Origin of the sequence: Neorhizobium sp. S3-V5DH (assembly GCF_004343065.1) — a bacterium.
Lineage (GTDB): Bacteria > Pseudomonadota > Alphaproteobacteria > Rhizobiales > Rhizobiaceae > Neorhizobium > Neorhizobium huautlense.
Map to the genome: position 1 here is coordinate 43,099 of NZ_SMCL01000021.1, position 18,028 is coordinate 61,126.

Genomic DNA, 18,028 nt, shown 5'->3' on the forward strand with positions numbered 1-18,028 from the left:
TCGATCATTCCGGCCTTCGACGGTCCAACGCTAGACCCGTGGGTTATGCGGCTGGAAGAGTTTTCCCTTCTCGCCGATCAGCACGAAGATCAATCCGACAATAGAGACGGAAAAGAAGCCGACGACCAGTGGCAGCGCAGTACCGTCGAAAGCCTGGCCAATGGCCACGCCGATAAATGATCCGCCGACCGTACTCATGAAGCCAAGCGCCGAAGAAGCCGTGCCGGCGACGTGTCCGAGCGGCTCCATGGCCAGCGAGTTGAAGTTGGACCCGATCCAACCGAATTGAAACATCGCGAGAGAAAAGAAGACGAGGAACAGCAGGATCGGCATCGGCTGCGGGCCGAATATCTGCACGAGCATCCATATGAAGGTGATCGTTATGAAGCCGAAAAGCGAGCCGTGGGAGAGGCGCCGCATGCCGAAACGACCGACGAAGCGAGCGTTGAGGAAGGAAGACAGGGACATGAAGACGGCAACCGCCGCAAAGGCGACCGGAAACCATATCCCGAGCTCATAGATTCCCACATAGATCTGCTGCGCCGAATTGATGAAACCGAACAATGCCCCGAAGATGAAGGTGCTGGCGATCGTGTAGCAGAGCGCAATCCGGTTGGTCAGCACGATGCGGAACGCATCGAGGATAGAGGAGGCCGTAAAAGGTCTGACGTCGGCGGAATCAAGAGTCTCGGGCAGGCGGACATACATCCAGAAGCCCATGGCAAGCGAAATGACCGCTATGAACGCAAAGATCAGGTGCCATTCGCCGAAGAACATGATGACCTGTCCGGTTCCGGGGGCGATGATCGGTACGATCATGAACACCATCATGATAAGCGACATGACTTCCGCCATCGCACGACCGCCATAAACGTCGCGGACGATGGAGATGGTGATGACACGCGTAGCAGCGGCGCCAGCGCCCTGGATGAAGCGCAGGATAAGCATCGTGGCGAAGGAGGGAACGACGATGATGCCGATCGAGCAGACGACATAGATTCCGATGCCGAACAGCATGGGTATGCGCCGGCCAAAGCGGTCGGAGAGCGGTCCATACAGGAGCTGGGCGACACCGAGTCCAAAAATATAGGAAGAAACCACATATTGCCGGTGGTTTTCGCTTTCGACGCCGAGCGAGGCGCCAATCTCTTGAAGTCCCGGAAGCATGATGTCGATGGCAAGCGCGTTGAGAGCCATCAGCATAGCCATCATTGCTATGAACTCGGGCCGGCTCATGCCGCGCAAGCGATCAACGGCCGTTTGTGAAAAATTTGTCACAGCACTTTCCTAAACAATGGGAAAGGCGCCGTGGGAGCGGCGCCTTGAAATTCATTCTCAAAAATCTGGGGCGTCGCCCGGCGCATTCATGCTGCGCCGCGAACGGAGATTCCCTGCTCCTGGAGATGGCTCTGCAGCTCGCCCGACTGGAACATCTCGCGGACGATATCGCAACCGCCAACGAACTCGCCCTTGACATAAAGCTGCGGAATGGTGGGCCAGTTGGAATAATCCTTGATGCCCTGGCGAATGTCCGCGTCGGCGAGCACATTTACACCCTTATAGTCCAGACCCAGATAGTCGAGAATCTGAACGACCTGGCCCGAGAAGCCACACTGCGGGAACTGGGGCGTGCCCTTCATGAAGAGAACGACGTCGTTCGTCTTCACTTCGTTGTCGATGAATTCGTTAATTCCGCTCATGTCATATCCTTTCACATGCGGTTTCAAGGACCGCTGCGCTGCGTTATCTTCCCTAAATAGCAATGTGGCCGGTGGAATTCCAGCGGAATAACCTCGGTATGGCCTGCGAGGCGTATCTAGCGACTGCGCTGCTTGCTGCGGCTTGCAGCGGTGCGCCGGCGGCTAACCTGTTTCCGGGCCGGCCGTGTGGCGCGGGATGTTTTCTTGACGAAGCGGCCGGTCGAAGCAGATCGCGTCTGTCGTTTTTTCCGCTTGGTGGTTGTGCGACCGTGGGACTTCTTCAGAAGCTCCTTCACGACATTTTCCACCACGCCCGTGATGATCTCCTTGATAAGGTCGGGCATCGTCAGCTCAATCTGCGGGAGCTGATGTCTGTAGAGCCAAAGCGTGCAAAACTCCGCCCATATTGCCCTTCAGCGCCTCGTAGACCATCTGATGCTGTTGCACGCGGCTTTTGCCGCGGAACTGCTCCGCCACCACCTCGGCTGCGTAGTGATCGCCATCGCCGGCGAGGTCCCGAATTGTCACCCTGGCACCTGGAATGCCTGCCTTGATCAGATCTTCGATTTCACCGGGTCGCATTGCCATGATGTATTCCTTTTCTCCTCCGCAGACTCATGCGGACCTTTTTTAGGAGAGAGTGCCCCAAACCCGTTCTTCGGTCAAAGCGGGATAGCGGAAAACCTCAGATTTCAGATGCCTCTGAAGCTCAATGATTCGAGAGCGAGTGCTTGAACCGGGTGAGGCTCGCCTTGGCGCGTTTTCCAAGCGGTTCGACCTGCTGACTTCTCGAAAAGCGGAAAATCCAGGCAGCACTGAAAGTGAGAATCATGAAGCCATAGGATTCGAGACTTTCTTCCATCACCACGATGTCCAGTTGCTCGGCAAGCTGGCTGAGACCGAGTACCACGGCTGCGAACCCCAACGGCCATGAGAGGCGGGGATGAATGGCGCGGGAGATGCCACCTCTGTGACGATACTCGAAAACGATCGTCGCGATCAGTAGGATCAGAACAGCTGCTGCGATAATAATCGGCAGCCACGTCTTCGAGACGCAATAAACTGTCACACTTCCACGGCATATTGGCATCTCGCGAGCAAAGAAGACGACTGAAATACAAGTTAAAGCAGTGGCGACGAAGCGAGCCAATATGCGTGTCTTTGTGGCTGCAACGATCCCCAGCAATGCGGTGATCGCCAGCGACAAGGATTGCAGATCCTCGATCGGGCCGTCCTCTGCGAAGATCACGGAAGTGGGCATTCCCAGCTTTGCGAAGATCAGCCAAGCGAGGGCGTTCAGGCAAAGTGTAACGATGAGCGCGTCAAGCCAGATGCGCTTGTATTGCCAGGTGGGGCCTGACGACCGCAACCAGGCCAGGATCCGTGTGTGCATTTTTCGCGTGATATCCAGTTCGTAAACATGGATTTTTACGCGGCAGGATCGAGTCCATCAATCCCTGCGGAGCCATAAATATCAGAGACAACAGCGGATTTCGCTGTTGTCTCTGGAGAATTGTCGCTGGAATTCAGTTGGTTCAGGCCATGAATTGTGGAAACCAGCTTTCGTTGGCGTTCACAAGGTCGGTGACTGAGACATCGAGAAGCTCATCGACAATCAGATTTTTCCCGGTCACTGTTCCGAGCAGCCGGAATGGTACGCCTGTGCTCTCTGCGCTCGCCTGCACGAAGTTGGCCAAGTCAGCCGACACGGCGATCACGTAACGTGCCTGATCTTCACCGAAGAGAAGAGCATGCGCCGGTCCGCGCTGTTCCTTGAGGCTGACCTTCATGCCTTTACCCGATGCCATCGCCATTTCTGCCAAAGCAAGGGCAAGTCCGCCCGAGGAAATGTCGTGGCAGGCGGTGACCTGACCGTTGCGGATCATGGACCGGACAAATTCGCCATTGCGGCGTTCGGCGGCGAGATCGACTTCCGGCGGCGGACCGTCGATCGTGTCGAGGATATCGCGCAGGTAGATCGAGGAGCCAAGGTGGCTGCCGTCGGTCCCGATCATGATCAGCCGATCGCCTTCACTGGCCGAGCCGATCTTCGCCATCTTCTGCCAGTCGGGCAGCAGGCCGACACCAGCGATTGTCGGCGTCGGAAGAATCGCGATGCCATTCGTCTCGTTGTAGAGCGACACGTTGCCGGATACGATGGGGAAATCGAGCGCCTTGCAGGCTTCACCTATACCCTTGATGGCACCGACCAACTGGCCCATGATCTCAGGCTTTTCCGGATTGCCGAAATTGAGATTATCGGTGGCGGCGAGCGGTTCCGCGCCGGTCGCGCAGATATTTCTCCAGCATTCGGCGACAGCTTGCTTGCCGCCTTCGAAGGGATCGGCCTCGACATAGCGGGGCGTGACGTCGGAGGAAAAGGCGAGGGCTTTCGTCGGATGGTTGTCGACGCGTACCACGCCGGCATCGCCACCGGGACGCTGCAGCGAATTGCCCTGGATCAGCGTGTCATACTGTTCCCACACCCAGCGGCGGCTGGACTGGTTCGGCGAGCCGACGAGCTTCAACAAGGCGTCATTGTAGTCTGCCGGTGCGGCAACTTGCGATGCGGGAAGGGGAGCGCGGCCGTTCGACTGGATCCAGGGGCGGTCATATTCCGGCGCCTCGTCTCCCAGTTCCTTGATCGGCAGGTTCGCCACTTCCTCGCCCTGATGCAGGATGCGAAAGCGCAGGTCGTCCGTCGTCTTGCCGACGATTGCGAAATCGAGGCCCCACTTATGGAATATTGCCTCGGCTTCCTTTTCCTTCTCCGGCTTCAGCACCATGAGCATGCGCTCTTGGCTCTCCGAGAGCATCATCTCATAGGCGGACATGCGGTCTTCGCGCACCGGAACCTTATCCAGGTCCAGTTCGATACCGAGATCGCCCTTTGCACCCATCTCGACCGCGGAACAGGTAAGGCCCGCGGCTCCCATGTCCTGAATGGCGATGACTGCGCCGGTTCCCATCAGTTCGAGGCAGGCTTCCAGCAGGCACTTTTCGGTAAAGGGGTCGCCGACCTGCACGGTCGGGCGTTTTTCTTCGATCGACTCGTCGAATTCGGCGGATGCCATCGTCGCGCCACCGACCCCGTCGCGCCCCGTCTTTGCTCCGAGATAGACCACCGGCAGACCGACGCCTTCAGCTTTGGAATAAAAGATGGCATCGGTGCGGGCGAGGCCGGCCGCGAACGCGTTGACCAGGATGTTGCCATTGTAGCGCGGATCGAATTCCACTTCGCCGCCCACCGTCGGCACGCCGAAGGAATTGCCATAACCTCCGACGCCGGCGACGACGCCCGAGACCAGGTGTTTGGTCTTCGGATGATCCGGTGCACCGAATCGAAGTGCATTCATGGCCGCAACCGGTCGCGCGCCCATGGTGAAGACGTCGCGGAGAATGCCGCCGACGCCGGTAGCCGCGCCTTGATAGGGCTCGATATAGGAGGGATGGTTATGGCTCTCCATCTTGAAGACGACACAATCGCCGTCGTCGATATCCACCACGCCCGCATTTTCGCCCGGCCCCTGGATGACGCGGCGACCTTTGGTCGGCAATGTCCGCAGCCACTTCTTCGAGGATTTGTAGGAGCAGTGCTCGTTCCACATGGCCGAGAAGATGCCGAGTTCCGTAAAGGTCGGCTCGCGGCCGATCAGATCGAGAATACGCTGGTACTCGTCCGGTTTGAGGCCATGGGAGGCGACGAGTTCAGGGGTGATCGCGATGCTGTTCGGAATGGTCATGATCTACTCTGGATGACAGGGCCAAGCTTTGGCGCTCTTTAGCCTATGTCGCCGAAAGGTGCGACAGGAAAATGCTGCCTTGCAAGGTGACAGGCTAAGTATATCCGGGACAAAAAAAGCGCCGCAACGCGGCGCTTCATTCTTCAACGGGACGTGTGATCCGTCAGAACTTGTAACCGACCGCTATGCCGGCGTAGGAAAGGCCATCGTTCTGGTCGCAAATATCCGCATTGGAGGAATGTTCGATCGTGGCGAGAACGCGCCAGTTTTCCGTTATGTTGTAACCCACGGCGGCTGATTCATGAAACTGGGCACGGCAACCTACATTCGGCCGATCGTTGGGATTATCGAGGCTTGCATCGGTAAGCGAGCCGCCGAAACCGAGATCGATGAAGAGTTTGTCGGTGACATTGGCGGTCCAGGTAAAGCCCGCAAAAACCTGATTGGCGCCGCCGGAGGTCGACACGATCGCGCCGACATGCACCCTTGGACGCAGCATATGATCAAGGAAGCTTTCGGCGTGTCGTTGATCGAACGGGTCGAAAAAGACTGTGGCGGAAGGGAAAAGCCCTGGTTCGAACGTCTTCTTGTCATGGATTGATCCGGAGAGGCCGATACGGACTTCGTCGAAGAGGCGTTCCTGGGCCAGCGCCGCCGATGATATGGCGGACGCCGTCAAGACGGTCCCGACGACGCAACCCAACAGTGCTTTGTTCATTCCTATCGCCCTTCATGCGGACCACTGGCTCGCGGTCAATACGATACGCGTTGGCGCTCGCATTCTCCCAAGCGGAAGTGGTACAGCGAGAGGCGATAGCCGTCCAGCAACCTTAATTGGTTGTTATGAATTGCGGCGAAAAAACGTAAAGATTCATGCGGTTCGGTGCAGCTCTGCAACAGGTCGCGAGTGCAGGAGATTTGCCCGGTTCAGCAGCCGCTTGTGCCGCCGGCCCAGCGCAGAACGTCGCGCTTGATTCGTTCGCCGTCGGCAGTACCCATCAGCGGTCCGAAAGCGTCGAGACGGGCAGGATTGCCTTCCGCCTGGACGACGAGGACAGGTCGCGATTCCGGACTATTGCGCGGAACTGCAAGGATGCGAGGGCGGCCGGAGAAGGAGTTCAACTCAGGCGCCAACCGGTATGGCTTGAACGCTGCGTCTCCGGATTTGAACCAGCACGAGTTTGCCGCAAGCGCGACGCGTTCCATCGTCGGCAATGCGGCGCGATTCGGGCCGGATGCCGGGCGCTCCGACTGGCATGCGGAAAGCAGAAGGCCGAGGGCCGAGACGGCGAGTACCACGTGAAGGCGGATGGAGGGGGCCATCATAACGTCCTAAGGTGAAATCAGGATATCCAGTCGTCGAGCAGGAGACGACAACGTCAGGCGGTGGCGGCCACCACGTCCAGCGCAGAGGCAAAGATGCCGCGCCCGTCACTGCCACCGTGTGCGGCTTCGATCAGGTTCTCCGGATGCGGCATCATGCCGAGCACATTGCCGCTGCGGTTCATGACGCCTGCGATGTCACTCAAGGAGCCGTTCGGATTTGTGCCCTCTGCATAGCGGAAGACGACCTGCCCATTGTCTTCCAGAGAGGACAACAGTTTGGAATCGACAAAGTAATTGCCGTCGTGATGGGCGACGGGGCAGCGGATCACCTGGCCCTTTTCGTAAGCACGGGTGAAATCCGTTTCGGCATTCACCACCTCGAGCTTCACTTCCTTGCAGACGAACTTCAGCGACGAGTTGCGCATCAGCGCTCCGGGCAGCATGCCTGCCTCGACGAGGATCTGGAAGCCGTTGCAGACACCCAGCACCTTGACGCCTCTATCGGCCTTTTCCTTGATGGCCTGCATGACCGGCATGCGGGCGGCGATCGCACCGCAGCGCAGATAATCGCCATAGGAAAAGCCGCCTGGAATAACGATCAGGTCAACATCGGGAATTTCGGTCTCCGTCTGCCAGACGGTGATCGGCGCCCTGCCGGAAATCTTGGTGAGGGCGGCAATCATGTCGCGGTCGCGATTGAGACCGGGAAGCTGGACGACGGCGGATTTCATGGGGCGTTTCAACCTCAATGGCCTCGAAAGTATCCGGTTCCGAGGCAGTTGCAGATATCGATCCGGCGCCTGCAGCGCCGAATCCGCGTCTTAGTCGAGGGAGATCGCGTAGTTTTCGATCACCGTATTGGCGAGGAGCTTTTCGCACATGGCCTTCAGATCGGCCTCGGCTTTGGCCTTGTCGGCACCGTCGAGTTCGATGTCGAAGACCTTGCCCTGCCGCACATGGCCTACCCCGGCAAACCCGAGACTGCCGAGTGCGCCTTCGATCGCCTTGCCCTGCGGGTCCAGAACGCCATTCTTCAGCGTGACCGTCACGCGTGCCTTGATCACTGATCTAACCCCCGAATTTACTTGACCAGAACCGGACCCGTGCCCCGGATCGGTTCGTTTTCGTTGATGATGCCGAGACGGCGCGCTACTTCCGAATAGGCTTCCAAAAGGCCGCCCATATCGCGGCGGAAACGATCCTTGTCCATCTTCTCCCTGGTCTCGATGTCCCAGAGGCGGCAGCTATCCGGCGAAATTTCATCGGCGAGGATGATGCGCATCATGTCGCCTTCGAAGAGGCGGCCGCATTCGATCTTGAAGTCGACAAGCTGAATTCCGACCCCGAGGAACAGGCCGGAGAGGAAGTCGTTGACGCGAATTGCAAGCGCCATGATATCGTCCAGTTCAGCGGGGTTCGCCCAGCCGAATGCGGTGATGTGCTCTTCGGAAACCATTGGATCGGCGAGCGCATCGGACTTGTAGTAGAATTCGATGATCGAGCGGGGAAGGACCGTGCCCTCTTCGATACCGAGCCTGCTCGAAAGTGATCCGGCGGCAACATTGCGCACGACGATCTCGAGGGGAATGATTTCCACTTCCTTGATGAGCTGCTCGCGCATGTTCAGCCGGCGGATGAAATGCGTGGGAATGCCGATCTTGTTCAGATGGGTGAAGATGTACTCGGAGATACGGTTGTTGAGTACGCCCTTGCCGTCGATGACGTCATGCTTCTTTTTGTTAAAAGCGGTGGCATCGTCCTTGAAGAATTGGATCAGCGTGCCGGGTTCAGGGCCTTCATACAGGATCTTGGCCTTGCCTTCGTAGATACGGCGGCGACGGTTCATAGTTTCTTGTCTCGTTGTTGGCGCCGCTCGCGGGCGCGATGGATGATGTTTGAGCGGTCCCTTATCGGAAAAGAAAGCGTTTCACAATGCAGGCCTCCAAAAGCTTTATGGGGCGAAGGTTTTGCGTAAAGCACTATCAGGAATCATCTGCCGGCCAGAGTACAGGGATTCCTGAAGCTTGTATTTCAGCCATCGCCAATGCCGAGCAAAAAGGGCGGCAATAAACAGGAAAAGCGGGGGTGCACACTTTTCGCGCTCCGAATTGAGCCTTGGCCGGTTAACGCCTCGCAATAGAGCGGTACGGTCAATCGCGCCTACCTGTTGACCCTCGACCACAAAGTTCCAGAGGACATAGCCATCAAATTGCGTCATGATTTCGGCGCAGCGCACCAGCCGTTTATAACGGATCACCTGCGACAACGACCGTCTCGTGCAGGAAGAGTTTGGTTTCGGTCAATTTTGCATCGGGATTTCGTCTGCCAACGAGCCTGAATCGATCTCGGCCAATTGCGCTTCGTTCCTCTTTTGATTAAGGGGGCAGGGCAAAAGTCCAGCTTGGGAGACCCGAAATGAGCGGCATCAGTGATCGCGAAAAAGCCTTCGAAAACAAGTTCGCCCACGATCAGGAGCTGAAATTCAAGGCGCTCGCCCGCCGCAACAAGCTCATCGGCCTTTGGGCTGCCGGTCTGCTCAGCAAAGCGGACGCGGAAGCCTATGCCAAGGAAGTGGTCGTCGCCGATTTCGAAGAGGCGGGTGACGAGGATGTTTTCCGTAAGCTGCGCGGTGATTTCGATGCAGCCGGCATTTCCGTCTCCGACCAGGATATTCGGGTGAAGATGATCGATCTGCTCGCTGATGCCGTAAAGCAGATCGAAGAGCAGTAAGTCTCATTTATTGAGGTGAAGACAAAGCCGCGCCGATCGGGCGCGGGGCTTTGAGCTATTGGGCTGAAGATTCCGTGGCCGCAAAGTCTTCTTATCAAGATCGCGGGATCGGGCCGCGGGCTCGCCATTTGTCCGACCGAATGAAATCGGCAATCGCAGGCCCGGGCATCGGCCTTGCGAGTGCGTAGCCCTGTAGAACGTCGCATCCGAGATCGCGCAGGATCCGTATATGCTCGGGTGTCTCCACGCCTTCGGCGATGACTCGAATGTTTAGTGACTTACCGATTTCGATGATCGAACCTACGAGCTTTCTTTGCTCTTGCGATTGAGAGACGAGGCGTACCAGTTGGCGATCGATCTTCAGGGCCCGAGGGCACAGTCGAATGAGGCCGATGATTGACGCATGTCCCGTGCCGAAATCGTCGATATCGATATCGATGCCGAGTTTCCTGAGCCGGGACAGGTTCTTCAGGACGCGATCGTCGCACTCGTCGAGGAATATCGATTCCAACAGCTCGAACGAGACGGTGCCGGGCTCGATCTTCAGCTTCTTCAGCTTTCGCGACAGCGACGGATCGTGCAGCCGACGGTAGGAAACGTTGACCGAGAGTTTCGGTATCGAGATGCCGTCACGCCGCCATGCGCGAAAATCCGCGAGCGCCTTGTCGAGAATTATCGCGTCGATCGAGGCCACCGCATCCAACTCTTCGGCGGTTTCGAGAAATTTATCCGGCGACAACATCCCGTGCTCCGGATGCATCCATCGTGCGAGCGTTTCCACCCCGGCGATCTCAAGGGTCGTGGCATCGAATTGGGGTTGGTAGAAGGGGATGAATTCGTTGCGTTCGAGGCCTAGCAAAATTTCATCGGACAGACGTTTGATGCTGATGATCTCGTTCTGGGTCTCCGCAGAGAAAAACTCATGACGGTTGCGGCCCTGGTTCTTGGCCCGGTAGAGTGCGATATCGGCGTTGAGAAGAAGATGGCGGGCGTCGAATATAGGTCCTGTTTCACAAGCGATACCGACACTCGCGCCGAAGCGGCAGTCATGACCTTCATATAAAACAGGCTTGCGTAGCTCCTTGATAATGCGTTCCGCAAGATTGGACAGCTTGCGCGGTGATCCCTGGAAGTTTGACAGGATGACGAATTCATCGCCCCCGATGCGGGCCACGAAATCACCCTTGCGAACAGTGTTTTTCAGGACGGTCGCGGTGTGTTTCAGCATCGCATCGCCGGCGCTGTGGCCAAGCGTGTCGTTGATTTGTTTGAAGCGGTCGAGGTCGATATGCAAGATAGCCAGGCCATGCCCGTTGCGGCCGCACTCGGCTGCCATGTGGTCCAGCATCTCATCCAGGTACCGTCTGTTGGGCAGATCCGTCAGATAGTCGTGCATCGCGTTGTGTTCGATGCGGCTGCGAGCGGCTTCGAGATCCCGATTGCGGGCCTCGGCAAGCATTTTGGCCCGTTCGAGCTCGCGATGCAGCATCACGTCGGCCGTCACATCCCAATTGGCCCCGACCATCTTCTGGTGACCGTTGCCATCGATGAATGGCATGGTGCGGGTGCGGATAACACGCTCGGAGCCGTTCTGGAGGACGACCCTGTACTCGTCGGAAAAGCGCTCGGGCCTGGCGAGGTGTCTGCGAACATTCGCCTGGACGCGCTCTGCATCATCAGGGTGAAGAAGGCTTTCCCATAGTCCGCCAATCACCACGGTCTCACTTTTTTCCAGTCCGTAGATCCGGAACATCCGCTCGTCCCAGTCGACTTCGCCGGTATCAAAGTCGGATTCGTAAACGCCTATGCCTGAAATTTCCAAAGCCATATCCAGCCGGCGCGACATGCGCGCCATAGCCTCTTCGGCTGCCTTGCGGGCGCTTATGTCAGTGTCAGTACCGACGACGCGCGTGGCATTGCCGCGGGCATCCCATTCGACACATGCGCCCCGGCATTCGATCCATATCCAGTGACCCTGTTTGTGGAGCTCCCTATATTCAAAAACGGCAAAGGCTGGGTCGCCCGCATTTTGGCGTTCCATCGCATGAACCACATGAGCCCGATCATCCGGATGCACCAGTTCCAGCCAGGCCTGCGTACTCGCAGCAAGCGGATCTTCTGGAGACATTCCGCGGATCTGCCGCCACACGGGCGAGTAGTATTTCTGGCCGGTGGCGTAGTTATGATCCCATACACCCGAGACCGAACTCACAAGAGCATTGTTCCAGCGACTTTCGCGTTCGGCGAGATTCTCGATGTGTCGCTTCTGTTCGGTAATATCCGACAAGAGGACGGCAATGACTGTCTGTCCGTTAAAGGCAGTGGCGAGTGGCGCCAACGAGACGAGTGCCGCTCGGCTCGCAGCTTCGGATTTGTCGAGTCGGACTTCCAGCCTTTGGGGTGTGAGACAGGCGACCAGATCGTCGAGCTTTTGGCTAAAGGTCGAGCGGTCCTGCGTGTGAACAAAATCTGCGAAAAACCTCGGTTGGCAACTGTCGCCGATCCATTCGCTTCGAAACGCGGCGTTGGCAAATAGCAGCAGACCGGCGTCATCGATTGCAGCCATCGCAAAGGGAAGAACCTCAAAGACCGTTTCAAGCACGCTGATATCAACTCCGCTGCCGAAGTTCAGAGGGCTTGAAAGAACATTTGACGGCATCTGTGCGCTGCCTGGCTCGGTGCTGGGGAGAGCGCAAGTTAGCAAAAGTCAATTAAATTCTACTTAAGATTGCCGTCCGAATTGCTGCACCTGAAATTCCGGAGGGCTTCATTCAATTCGCGCCTAAGGTCTCAAGCGGCTCAGGAATTGGGCAAATACCATTGTTCCTTCCGGCCACGGCCCGTGGCCCGACTCCGCGTTGATATGACCGGCATAGCCAGCATCAACGAGCAGCGAACCCCACGCGGAGGCAATATCGTCGGCGTGTTCGAAGGAGCCGAATGGGTCGTTGCGGCTGGCGACAGTCAAGGAAGGAAAGGGAAGAGGATCGCGCGGATAGGGACCAAAAGTCATCAGGTGTTTGGGCCGTATGGCGGGATTGTCGACTTCAGGCGGAGCCACGAAAAAAGCGCCCGCGATGGTGTTTCTGAAATGCGGAATTGCGTGGATGACAGACGGGATTCCGAGTGAATGGGCCACCAGCACCACGGGACGGCTTGAGGCGTTCACCTCTTCGGCAACGCGAGCAACCCAATCGTCGCGCACCGGCTTCGACCATTCCGCTTGTTCGACGCGTCGGGCTGTCTTGAGCTTTGCCTCCCAGCGGCTCTGCCAATGGTGGGGACCGGAATTGGTATAGCCCGGGATGATCAGGATATCGGCTTCAGAGGCTTTCATGAGAACGCGATTTGAGTAGCAAAATGATCGAAGTCAAGTGAGAGGCGACATATGCAGAAAATTTTGCTAGAATATCGGCGCCGGTTACCTTGCGAAGCGTGTCGGCTCTTTTTCGTCGGACGTACATAGCTCGTCGATCGGTTTAGTGCACCTCTGATCCCGTTTCCCCATGCGGGCTCTCATGTGAGTAAATGCCGCTGCGGTCACCTCTTGGCTCGAAATGCTGCAGCGTGCGGAAAGCTAGGCTGAGGAGGAGAACCTTATGACGGCGTTTCATATCATGGCCGGAGCGGACAGCGGTTTTGCGCGCCCGGCAATCCGAAAGATCGGGATTGCAGACATCACCGAAGCGCTCAGAATGGGCTGGAGCGATTTTCGCGAAAAGCCTTCGCACTACGTGTTCTTGTGTCTGATCTACCCGCTCGCCGGTGTATTCCTGATGGCCTGGAGCGCGGGTGCCAATCTGCTGCCCCTGCTTTTCCCGCTGATGTCGGGTTTTGCCCTGCTCGGACCGGTGGCGGCGCTCGGCCTCTATGAAATAAGCCGCCGGCGCGAAAATGGCGAAGACAGTTCGTGGCGGCACGCCTTCAGTGTGCTGCGATCGCCGGCATTGCCGTCCATTCTGGCCGTCGGCTTTTTCCTGTTCGTGCTTTTCATATCATGGCTCCTGGTCGCACAGTCGATCTACGCCGCCTATTTCGGCGACGTGCCGCCGAGTTCGTTCTCGGCTTTCTTCAATGAGGTTATGACGACCCCTCAAGGCATGGCGCTGATATTGTGGGGAAACCTGGCTGGCTTCCTTTTCGCAGTGGTAGTCCTGGCGACGACGGTGGTCGCGTTTCCACTGATGCTCGACCGGGACGTCGGGGCGGCGGCTGCGATCGACACGAGTGTGCGGGCAACAATTGCCAACCCTGTGCCGGTCGCCCTGTGGGGACTGATCGTGGCCGCCTTGCTAGTCATCGGGACGATTCCGATCTTCGCAGGGCTGGCGGTCATCATGCCCATCCTCGGTCATTCGACCTGGCATCTTTATCGCAAGCTCGTGGTATCTCCTTCGGTCCCGGCCCAAAGATGAAAAGAGCCCCTGGTCGCGGAGCTGCGGCCAAGGGCTTTGCAAAAGGCGCTATTAGCTATCAGCCAAAGACACGGCTGAAGATCGTATCGACGTGTTTGGTGTGATAACCGAGATCGAATTTTTCGCGGATATCCTCTTCGGTGAGCGCCGCACGGACTTCCTCGTCGCCGAGCAGCTCTTCCAGAAAGTCCTTACCTTCCTCCCAAACCTTCATGGCGTTGCGCTGCACGAGGCGATAGGCATCCTCGCGTGAAACGCCAGCTTGTGTAAGGGCAAGCAACACCCTTTGAGAATGAACAAGCCCGCGGAACTTGTTCATATTCTTCATCATATTCTCGGGATAGACGAGCAGCTTGTCGATTACGCTGGTCATGCGCGCCAGTGCGAAATCAAGCGTAACAGTCGCATCCGGTCCAATCATCCGCTCGACGGACGAGTGGGAAATATCCCGCTCGTGCCACAGCGCCACATTTTCCATCGCAGGCAGCGCATAGGAGCGGACCATACGGGCCAGACCCGTCAGGTTCTCGGTCAGCACCGGATTGCGTTTATGCGGCATTGCCGAAGAACCCTTCTGACCTGGGGAGAAATATTCTTCGGCTTCGAGGACTTCCGTACGCTGCAGGTGACGGATTTCGATTGCGAGGCGCTCGATCGACGACGCAATAACGCCGAGGGTGGCAAAATACATGGCATGCCGATCGCGTGGGATAACCTGCGTCGAAACCGGCTCTGGCTTCAGTCCCATGGCCGCCGCGACGTGTTCCTCCACCCGTGGATCGATATTGGCAAAGGTGCCGACTGCTCCAGAGATCGCACAAGTAGCGATCTCATCGCGCGCTTCGAGGAGCCGGGTCTTGTTCCGGTCGAATTCTGCATAGGCCTGGGCGAGCTTGACGCCAAAGGTCGTGGGCTCTGCGTGAATGCCGTGGCTGCGGCCGATGGTGACCGTGTCCTTGTGCTCGAATGCACGGCGTTTCAAAGCTTCAAGCAGCTTGTCGATATCAGAAAGCAGCAGGTCGGTCGCGCGGACGAGTTGTACGTTGAAGCAGGTATCAAGGACGTCGGAAGATGTCATGCCCTGATGCACGAAACGGCTGTCGGGCCCCACGAACTCCGCAAGATGCGTCAGAAAGGCGATGACGTCATGTTTCGTGACCGCCTCGATCTCGTCGATGCGTGCGACGTCGAATTCCGCCTTGCCTCCTTTTTCCCAGATGGTCTCAGCCGCCGACTTGGGGATCACGCCGATCGCGGCAAGAGCGTCGCAAGCATGCGCCTCGATTTCGAACCAGATGCGGTATTTGGTTTCGGGCGACCAGATGGCGACCATTTCGGGCCGGGAATAACGCGGGATCATTGGTTTCTGTTTCCTAAAAGAGTATTGGCGCCGCTGTAGCAAGAAGCGGGCGTGAGCTCAAGTTTTCCGGCGGGTGATGGACAGTCAGCGAGGCGTATTCAGCGGGATGGCAATCCAGCGTCCATCTTGCCCTTCGAAGCCGGCGCTCAAGACCATGACCAGAGCCACTTCCACGGGCGTACTTCCGCCCGAGGATCCGCTGACGATCCCACCCAGCCGATAGCCGCCGACACAGTTGCGAGAAAGAGGAATGTGCCGATCTTCGTGGACAATCTCGTCAGCCGGCATTCCGTCGCGTTCTGTAAAGCGCAGACGAAATGCAACGGTCCGGGATATCAGACCCTCGCAGCGCGGATCGAGAGGCTGCGGAAGTTCCTCGAGTACGAGCGTGTTCGGCTTGCCGATCGCCGGGAGCGCCGCAACGCTCAAGTAACGCAGCCGGTGCGGATCTGCGTCAACCTCCGTGGCCGGGTTGAAAGCGACAAACTCTGCGGGATGATTGGCAAGTTCGTGGCTCTCGATCACCGCTCCGGCGTCGTTGCGGACACGCCAGCGGGCCTTTGCAATTGTCGCGTCATCCTGCTCCAGACGCACTCGAAACGGTGTTCCGGGAAGAAAGGTATCGTTGGTGAGATCGAGAACATAGATATTCGCATAGGGAAAACCGGATCCATCATGGATGCCGTATTCTTCATAGGCAAATGTGTGGCCATCGGCAGAAAAGCCGATCGGCTGGATGCTTGCGATATCGGCCGCGGATGTCGTATCTGCAAAGAACATTGCAGCGCATGCCAATAGCGAATACCGCAAGCTAGACATCATCTTCGTCCATTCTCGGCGGCGGCCTTGAGCCGCGCAATATTTTCTCGATAGGCTGTGATTCCGTCGCCTTTGTAAACTGCGGAGCCGGCGACGAAGACATTGGCGCCGGCTGCCGTCGCCGCGCCGATGGTGTCGGCCGTAATGCCGCCGTCGACTTCGAGCTCGATCGGTCTGCCGCCGATCAGGGCCCTGGCCGCGCGGATCTTTTCGGTCATTGCCGGGATGAACTTCTGGCCGCCGAAGCCGGGGTTGACGCTCATGATCAAGATCAGATCGACGTCATCGAGAACATTCTCTATTGCCGCGAGTGGTGTCGCGGGATTGAGAGTGACGCCTACCTTCTTCCCGAGGGCGCGGATCGTCTGCAGCGAACGATGCAGGTGCGGACCAGCTTCGGCATGGACGGTGATGCCGTCACAGCCCGCCTTGGCAAACGCCTCGAGATAGGGGTCGGCCGGAGAGATCATCAGGTGGCAGTCAAAGAACGCCGACGTGTAGGACCGCAGCGACTTGATGACATCAGGTCCGAACGAGATGTTCGGTACGAAATGCCCGTCCATGACGTCGAGATGGACCCAATCGGCTCCCGCATCGACGACATCGCGCACCTCTTGCCCGAGCTTTGAGAAATCGGCGGCGAGAATGGACGGCGCTATGCGGATCGGCAGGGTCATCAGCGGAGGTCTCCAAGTTTTTCGCGACCCTTAGCATCAGCCGGTTGGGGGGACAATCGTCACTCGGTCGCAGGATGAACCAGAACAAAAGATGTCCCGCGCCATTCGAGCAGACGGAACGGATTTTCCTTCAGTTCATGCCCTTCGTCGAAGGCGATCGGACCGATCGCGGTGTTGAATGAACTCCTGCCTATAACTCCAGTCAGGGGCTGGTTCGCCGCTATGGAAACCGCCTCGTGCGCAAGCTCCACGGCGGCATAGGATGGCAGCATGTAGCCGTCCGGATCGATGTTTTTCGCCTGCAAGGCCGCAACGGCTGCAACTGCGGAAGGTAGTGCGGCGTAGTCGGGAAGGGCGATAGCGAGGACGCCTTCGCGGAGCGGCACCGGACGGTTTGCAGCCCTCAGGGCATCGCCACCCATAAGTACAAGCTGAAGATTTTCCGACGCGGCATCGCGCGCTATGATTGCTGCGTCGTTGCGGTCGCCGCCGACGAAGACCCGGGTTGCTCCGGCCTTTGCGACACGACGCACCAGCGCCACCTGTTGCTCCTGACCGGGCCGAAAAGTGTCGGAAAAGACCGGTGTTATGCCTGCCGGTTCGAGCTTCTGGCGGATCGCACTTGCAAGCTCGCGGCCATAGATGGTGCCGTCTTCGACAAATGCAATCGGCTCCGCTTTCCATAGGTCGAGGATGATCTCGGAGAGCTTTTCCGCCTCATCGCCTTCAACTGGCGCCATTCGATAGAAAGGCCAGCCATTGCGCAGCGTGTCCTCCATCAGGATCTTTGAGCGGACGGAAATGCTTATGGCCGGAATCTGCGCTGCCTTCAGTTGCGGCAGTGCAGTCGTGAGGGTCTCTACGCACAGGAAACCTATCGCGGCTACGGCCTTGGCCTCAGCGAGGCTCCGGGCCACATTTGCGCCACCGCTTTCCTCGCAGCTTTCCTCGACCTCGACGATCGTATCCCCCGTAGCTTCGGAGGCAGCGCGCGCGCCTTGAAAAACCTGATTTCCAAGCGAAGCATAGGGGCCGGAACGCGGGGCAACGACACCGATCACCGCAGCCGATGCCGATCCGTATCCCAGAAACGAAGCTAGCACTCCGGCGATAACAAAACGTCGTGCTGTCATGCTTTTCCTTGGATCTTGCCCTTGGGGGCCACATTTAGCTTTCTCGTCGCAGCCGTCAAAGAGAATCGGCTATAGGATGTAAAAACCCGCTGCTCCCGTGGACATCAAGTATTTTTGTCACCATA

20 protein-coding genes are annotated in these 18,028 nt (G+C 57.8%); 2 read left to right on the forward strand and 18 right to left on the reverse strand.

Annotated elements, in window-relative coordinates; translation table 11 throughout:
• Positions 1-30 precede the first annotated feature (30 nt).
• The 12 genes from EDE09_RS22450 to EDE09_RS22505 form a co-directional block, all read right to left on the reverse strand.
• On the reverse strand, positions 31-1,236 hold the full coding sequence (locus EDE09_RS22450; protein ID WP_105370336.1) for a multidrug effflux MFS transporter: 1,206 nt from the start codon (positions 1,234-1,236) through the stop codon (positions 31-33).
• 128 nt (positions 1,237-1,364) lie between these two features.
• Positions 1,365-1,700, reverse strand: a complete 336-nt coding sequence (gene grxD, locus EDE09_RS22455) for a Grx4 family monothiol glutaredoxin (protein WP_105370012.1) — start codon at positions 1,698-1,700, stop codon at positions 1,365-1,367.
• Positions 1,701-1,816: 116 nt separating this feature from the next.
• Positions 1,817-2,044, reverse strand: coding sequence for a hypothetical protein (locus EDE09_RS22460; RefSeq protein ID WP_105370011.1), 228 nt, complete (start codon positions 2,042-2,044; stop codon positions 1,817-1,819).
• Positions 2,045-2,051: 7 nt separating this feature from the next.
• On the reverse strand, positions 2,052-2,288 hold the full coding sequence (locus tag EDE09_RS22465) for a BolA family transcriptional regulator (protein WP_105370010.1): 237 nt from the start codon (positions 2,286-2,288) through the stop codon (positions 2,052-2,054).
• Between the two features lie 121 nt (positions 2,289-2,409).
• Positions 2,410-3,093: a hypothetical protein gene (locus EDE09_RS22470; RefSeq protein WP_112803187.1), complete on the reverse strand. Its 684-nt coding sequence runs from the start codon at positions 3,091-3,093 to the stop codon at positions 2,410-2,412.
• A gap of 142 nt (positions 3,094-3,235) precedes the next feature.
• Positions 3,236-5,443 (reverse strand): phosphoribosylformylglycinamidine synthase subunit PurL, encoded by a 2,208-nt coding sequence (gene purL, locus EDE09_RS22475; protein WP_132412991.1) that lies wholly within the window; start codon positions 5,441-5,443, stop codon positions 3,236-3,238.
• Between the two features lie 163 nt (positions 5,444-5,606).
• Positions 5,607-6,161: an acyloxyacyl hydrolase gene (locus tag EDE09_RS22480; protein WP_105370007.1), complete on the reverse strand. Its 555-nt coding sequence runs from the start codon at positions 6,159-6,161 to the stop codon at positions 5,607-5,609.
• Positions 6,162-6,370: 209 nt separating this feature from the next.
• Complete coding sequence (locus EDE09_RS22485; protein WP_105370335.1) at positions 6,371-6,766, reverse strand: hypothetical protein; 396 nt, start codon at positions 6,764-6,766, stop codon at positions 6,371-6,373.
• A gap of 56 nt (positions 6,767-6,822) precedes the next feature.
• On the reverse strand, positions 6,823-7,500 hold the full coding sequence (gene purQ / locus EDE09_RS22490) for a phosphoribosylformylglycinamidine synthase subunit PurQ (protein ID WP_105370006.1): 678 nt from the start codon (positions 7,498-7,500) through the stop codon (positions 6,823-6,825).
• A 90-nt stretch (positions 7,501-7,590) separates the two neighbouring features.
• Complete coding sequence (gene purS, locus EDE09_RS22495; protein WP_105370005.1) at positions 7,591-7,833, reverse strand: phosphoribosylformylglycinamidine synthase subunit PurS; 243 nt, start codon at positions 7,831-7,833, stop codon at positions 7,591-7,593.
• A 17-nt stretch (positions 7,834-7,850) separates the two neighbouring features.
• Positions 7,851-8,615: a phosphoribosylaminoimidazolesuccinocarboxamide synthase gene (purC, locus tag EDE09_RS22500; protein WP_105370004.1), complete on the reverse strand. Its 765-nt coding sequence runs from the start codon at positions 8,613-8,615 to the stop codon at positions 7,851-7,853.
• A 105-nt stretch (positions 8,616-8,720) separates the two neighbouring features.
• On the reverse strand, positions 8,721-9,035 hold the full coding sequence (locus tag EDE09_RS22505) for a hypothetical protein (RefSeq protein ID WP_112823770.1): 315 nt from the start codon (positions 9,033-9,035) through the stop codon (positions 8,721-8,723).
• Positions 9,036-9,184: 149 nt separating this feature from the next.
• Between EDE09_RS22505 and EDE09_RS22510 the strand changes: the two genes are divergently transcribed.
• Positions 9,185-9,499: a DUF1476 domain-containing protein gene (locus EDE09_RS22510; protein WP_112803193.1), complete on the forward strand. Its 315-nt coding sequence runs from the start codon at positions 9,185-9,187 to the stop codon at positions 9,497-9,499.
• Positions 9,500-9,593: 94 nt separating this feature from the next.
• Here the strand turns inward: EDE09_RS22510 and EDE09_RS22515 are convergent, their stop codons facing one another.
• Entirely contained in the window at positions 9,594-12,158 is a 2,565-nt protein-coding gene (locus EDE09_RS22515) for an EAL domain-containing protein (protein ID WP_132412993.1), read from the reverse strand.
• A gap of 123 nt (positions 12,159-12,281) precedes the next feature.
• Entirely contained in the window at positions 12,282-12,836 is a 555-nt protein-coding gene (locus EDE09_RS22520; RefSeq protein WP_105370000.1) for an alpha/beta hydrolase, read from the reverse strand.
• Between the two features lie 262 nt (positions 12,837-13,098).
• Here EDE09_RS22520 and EDE09_RS22525 point away from each other — a divergent pair, with 262 nt between their 5' ends.
• Positions 13,099-13,914, forward strand: coding sequence for a DUF2189 domain-containing protein (locus EDE09_RS22525; protein ID WP_112803195.1), 816 nt, complete (start codon positions 13,099-13,101; stop codon positions 13,912-13,914).
• A gap of 58 nt (positions 13,915-13,972) precedes the next feature.
• Here EDE09_RS22525 and purB read toward each other — a convergent pair whose 3' ends face one another.
• The 4 genes from purB to EDE09_RS22545 all read right to left on the reverse strand — a co-directional run bounded on the left by purB (position 13,973) and on the right by EDE09_RS22545 (position 17,903).
• Positions 13,973-15,274 (reverse strand): adenylosuccinate lyase, encoded by a 1,302-nt coding sequence (gene purB, locus EDE09_RS22530; protein WP_112803197.1) that lies wholly within the window; start codon positions 15,272-15,274, stop codon positions 13,973-13,975.
• An 84-nt stretch (positions 15,275-15,358) separates the two neighbouring features.
• Positions 15,359-16,054: a DUF2259 domain-containing protein gene (locus EDE09_RS22535; protein WP_162712551.1), complete on the reverse strand. Its 696-nt coding sequence runs from the start codon at positions 16,052-16,054 to the stop codon at positions 15,359-15,361.
• A gap of 38 nt (positions 16,055-16,092) precedes the next feature.
• Positions 16,093-16,770: a ribulose-phosphate 3-epimerase gene (gene rpe / locus EDE09_RS22540; RefSeq protein WP_112803201.1), complete on the reverse strand. Its 678-nt coding sequence runs from the start codon at positions 16,768-16,770 to the stop codon at positions 16,093-16,095.
• Positions 16,771-16,829: 59 nt separating this feature from the next.
• Positions 16,830-17,903: an ABC transporter substrate-binding protein gene (locus EDE09_RS22545; protein ID WP_132412995.1), complete on the reverse strand. Its 1,074-nt coding sequence runs from the start codon at positions 17,901-17,903 to the stop codon at positions 16,830-16,832.
• Positions 17,904-18,028: the final 125 nt, after the last annotated feature.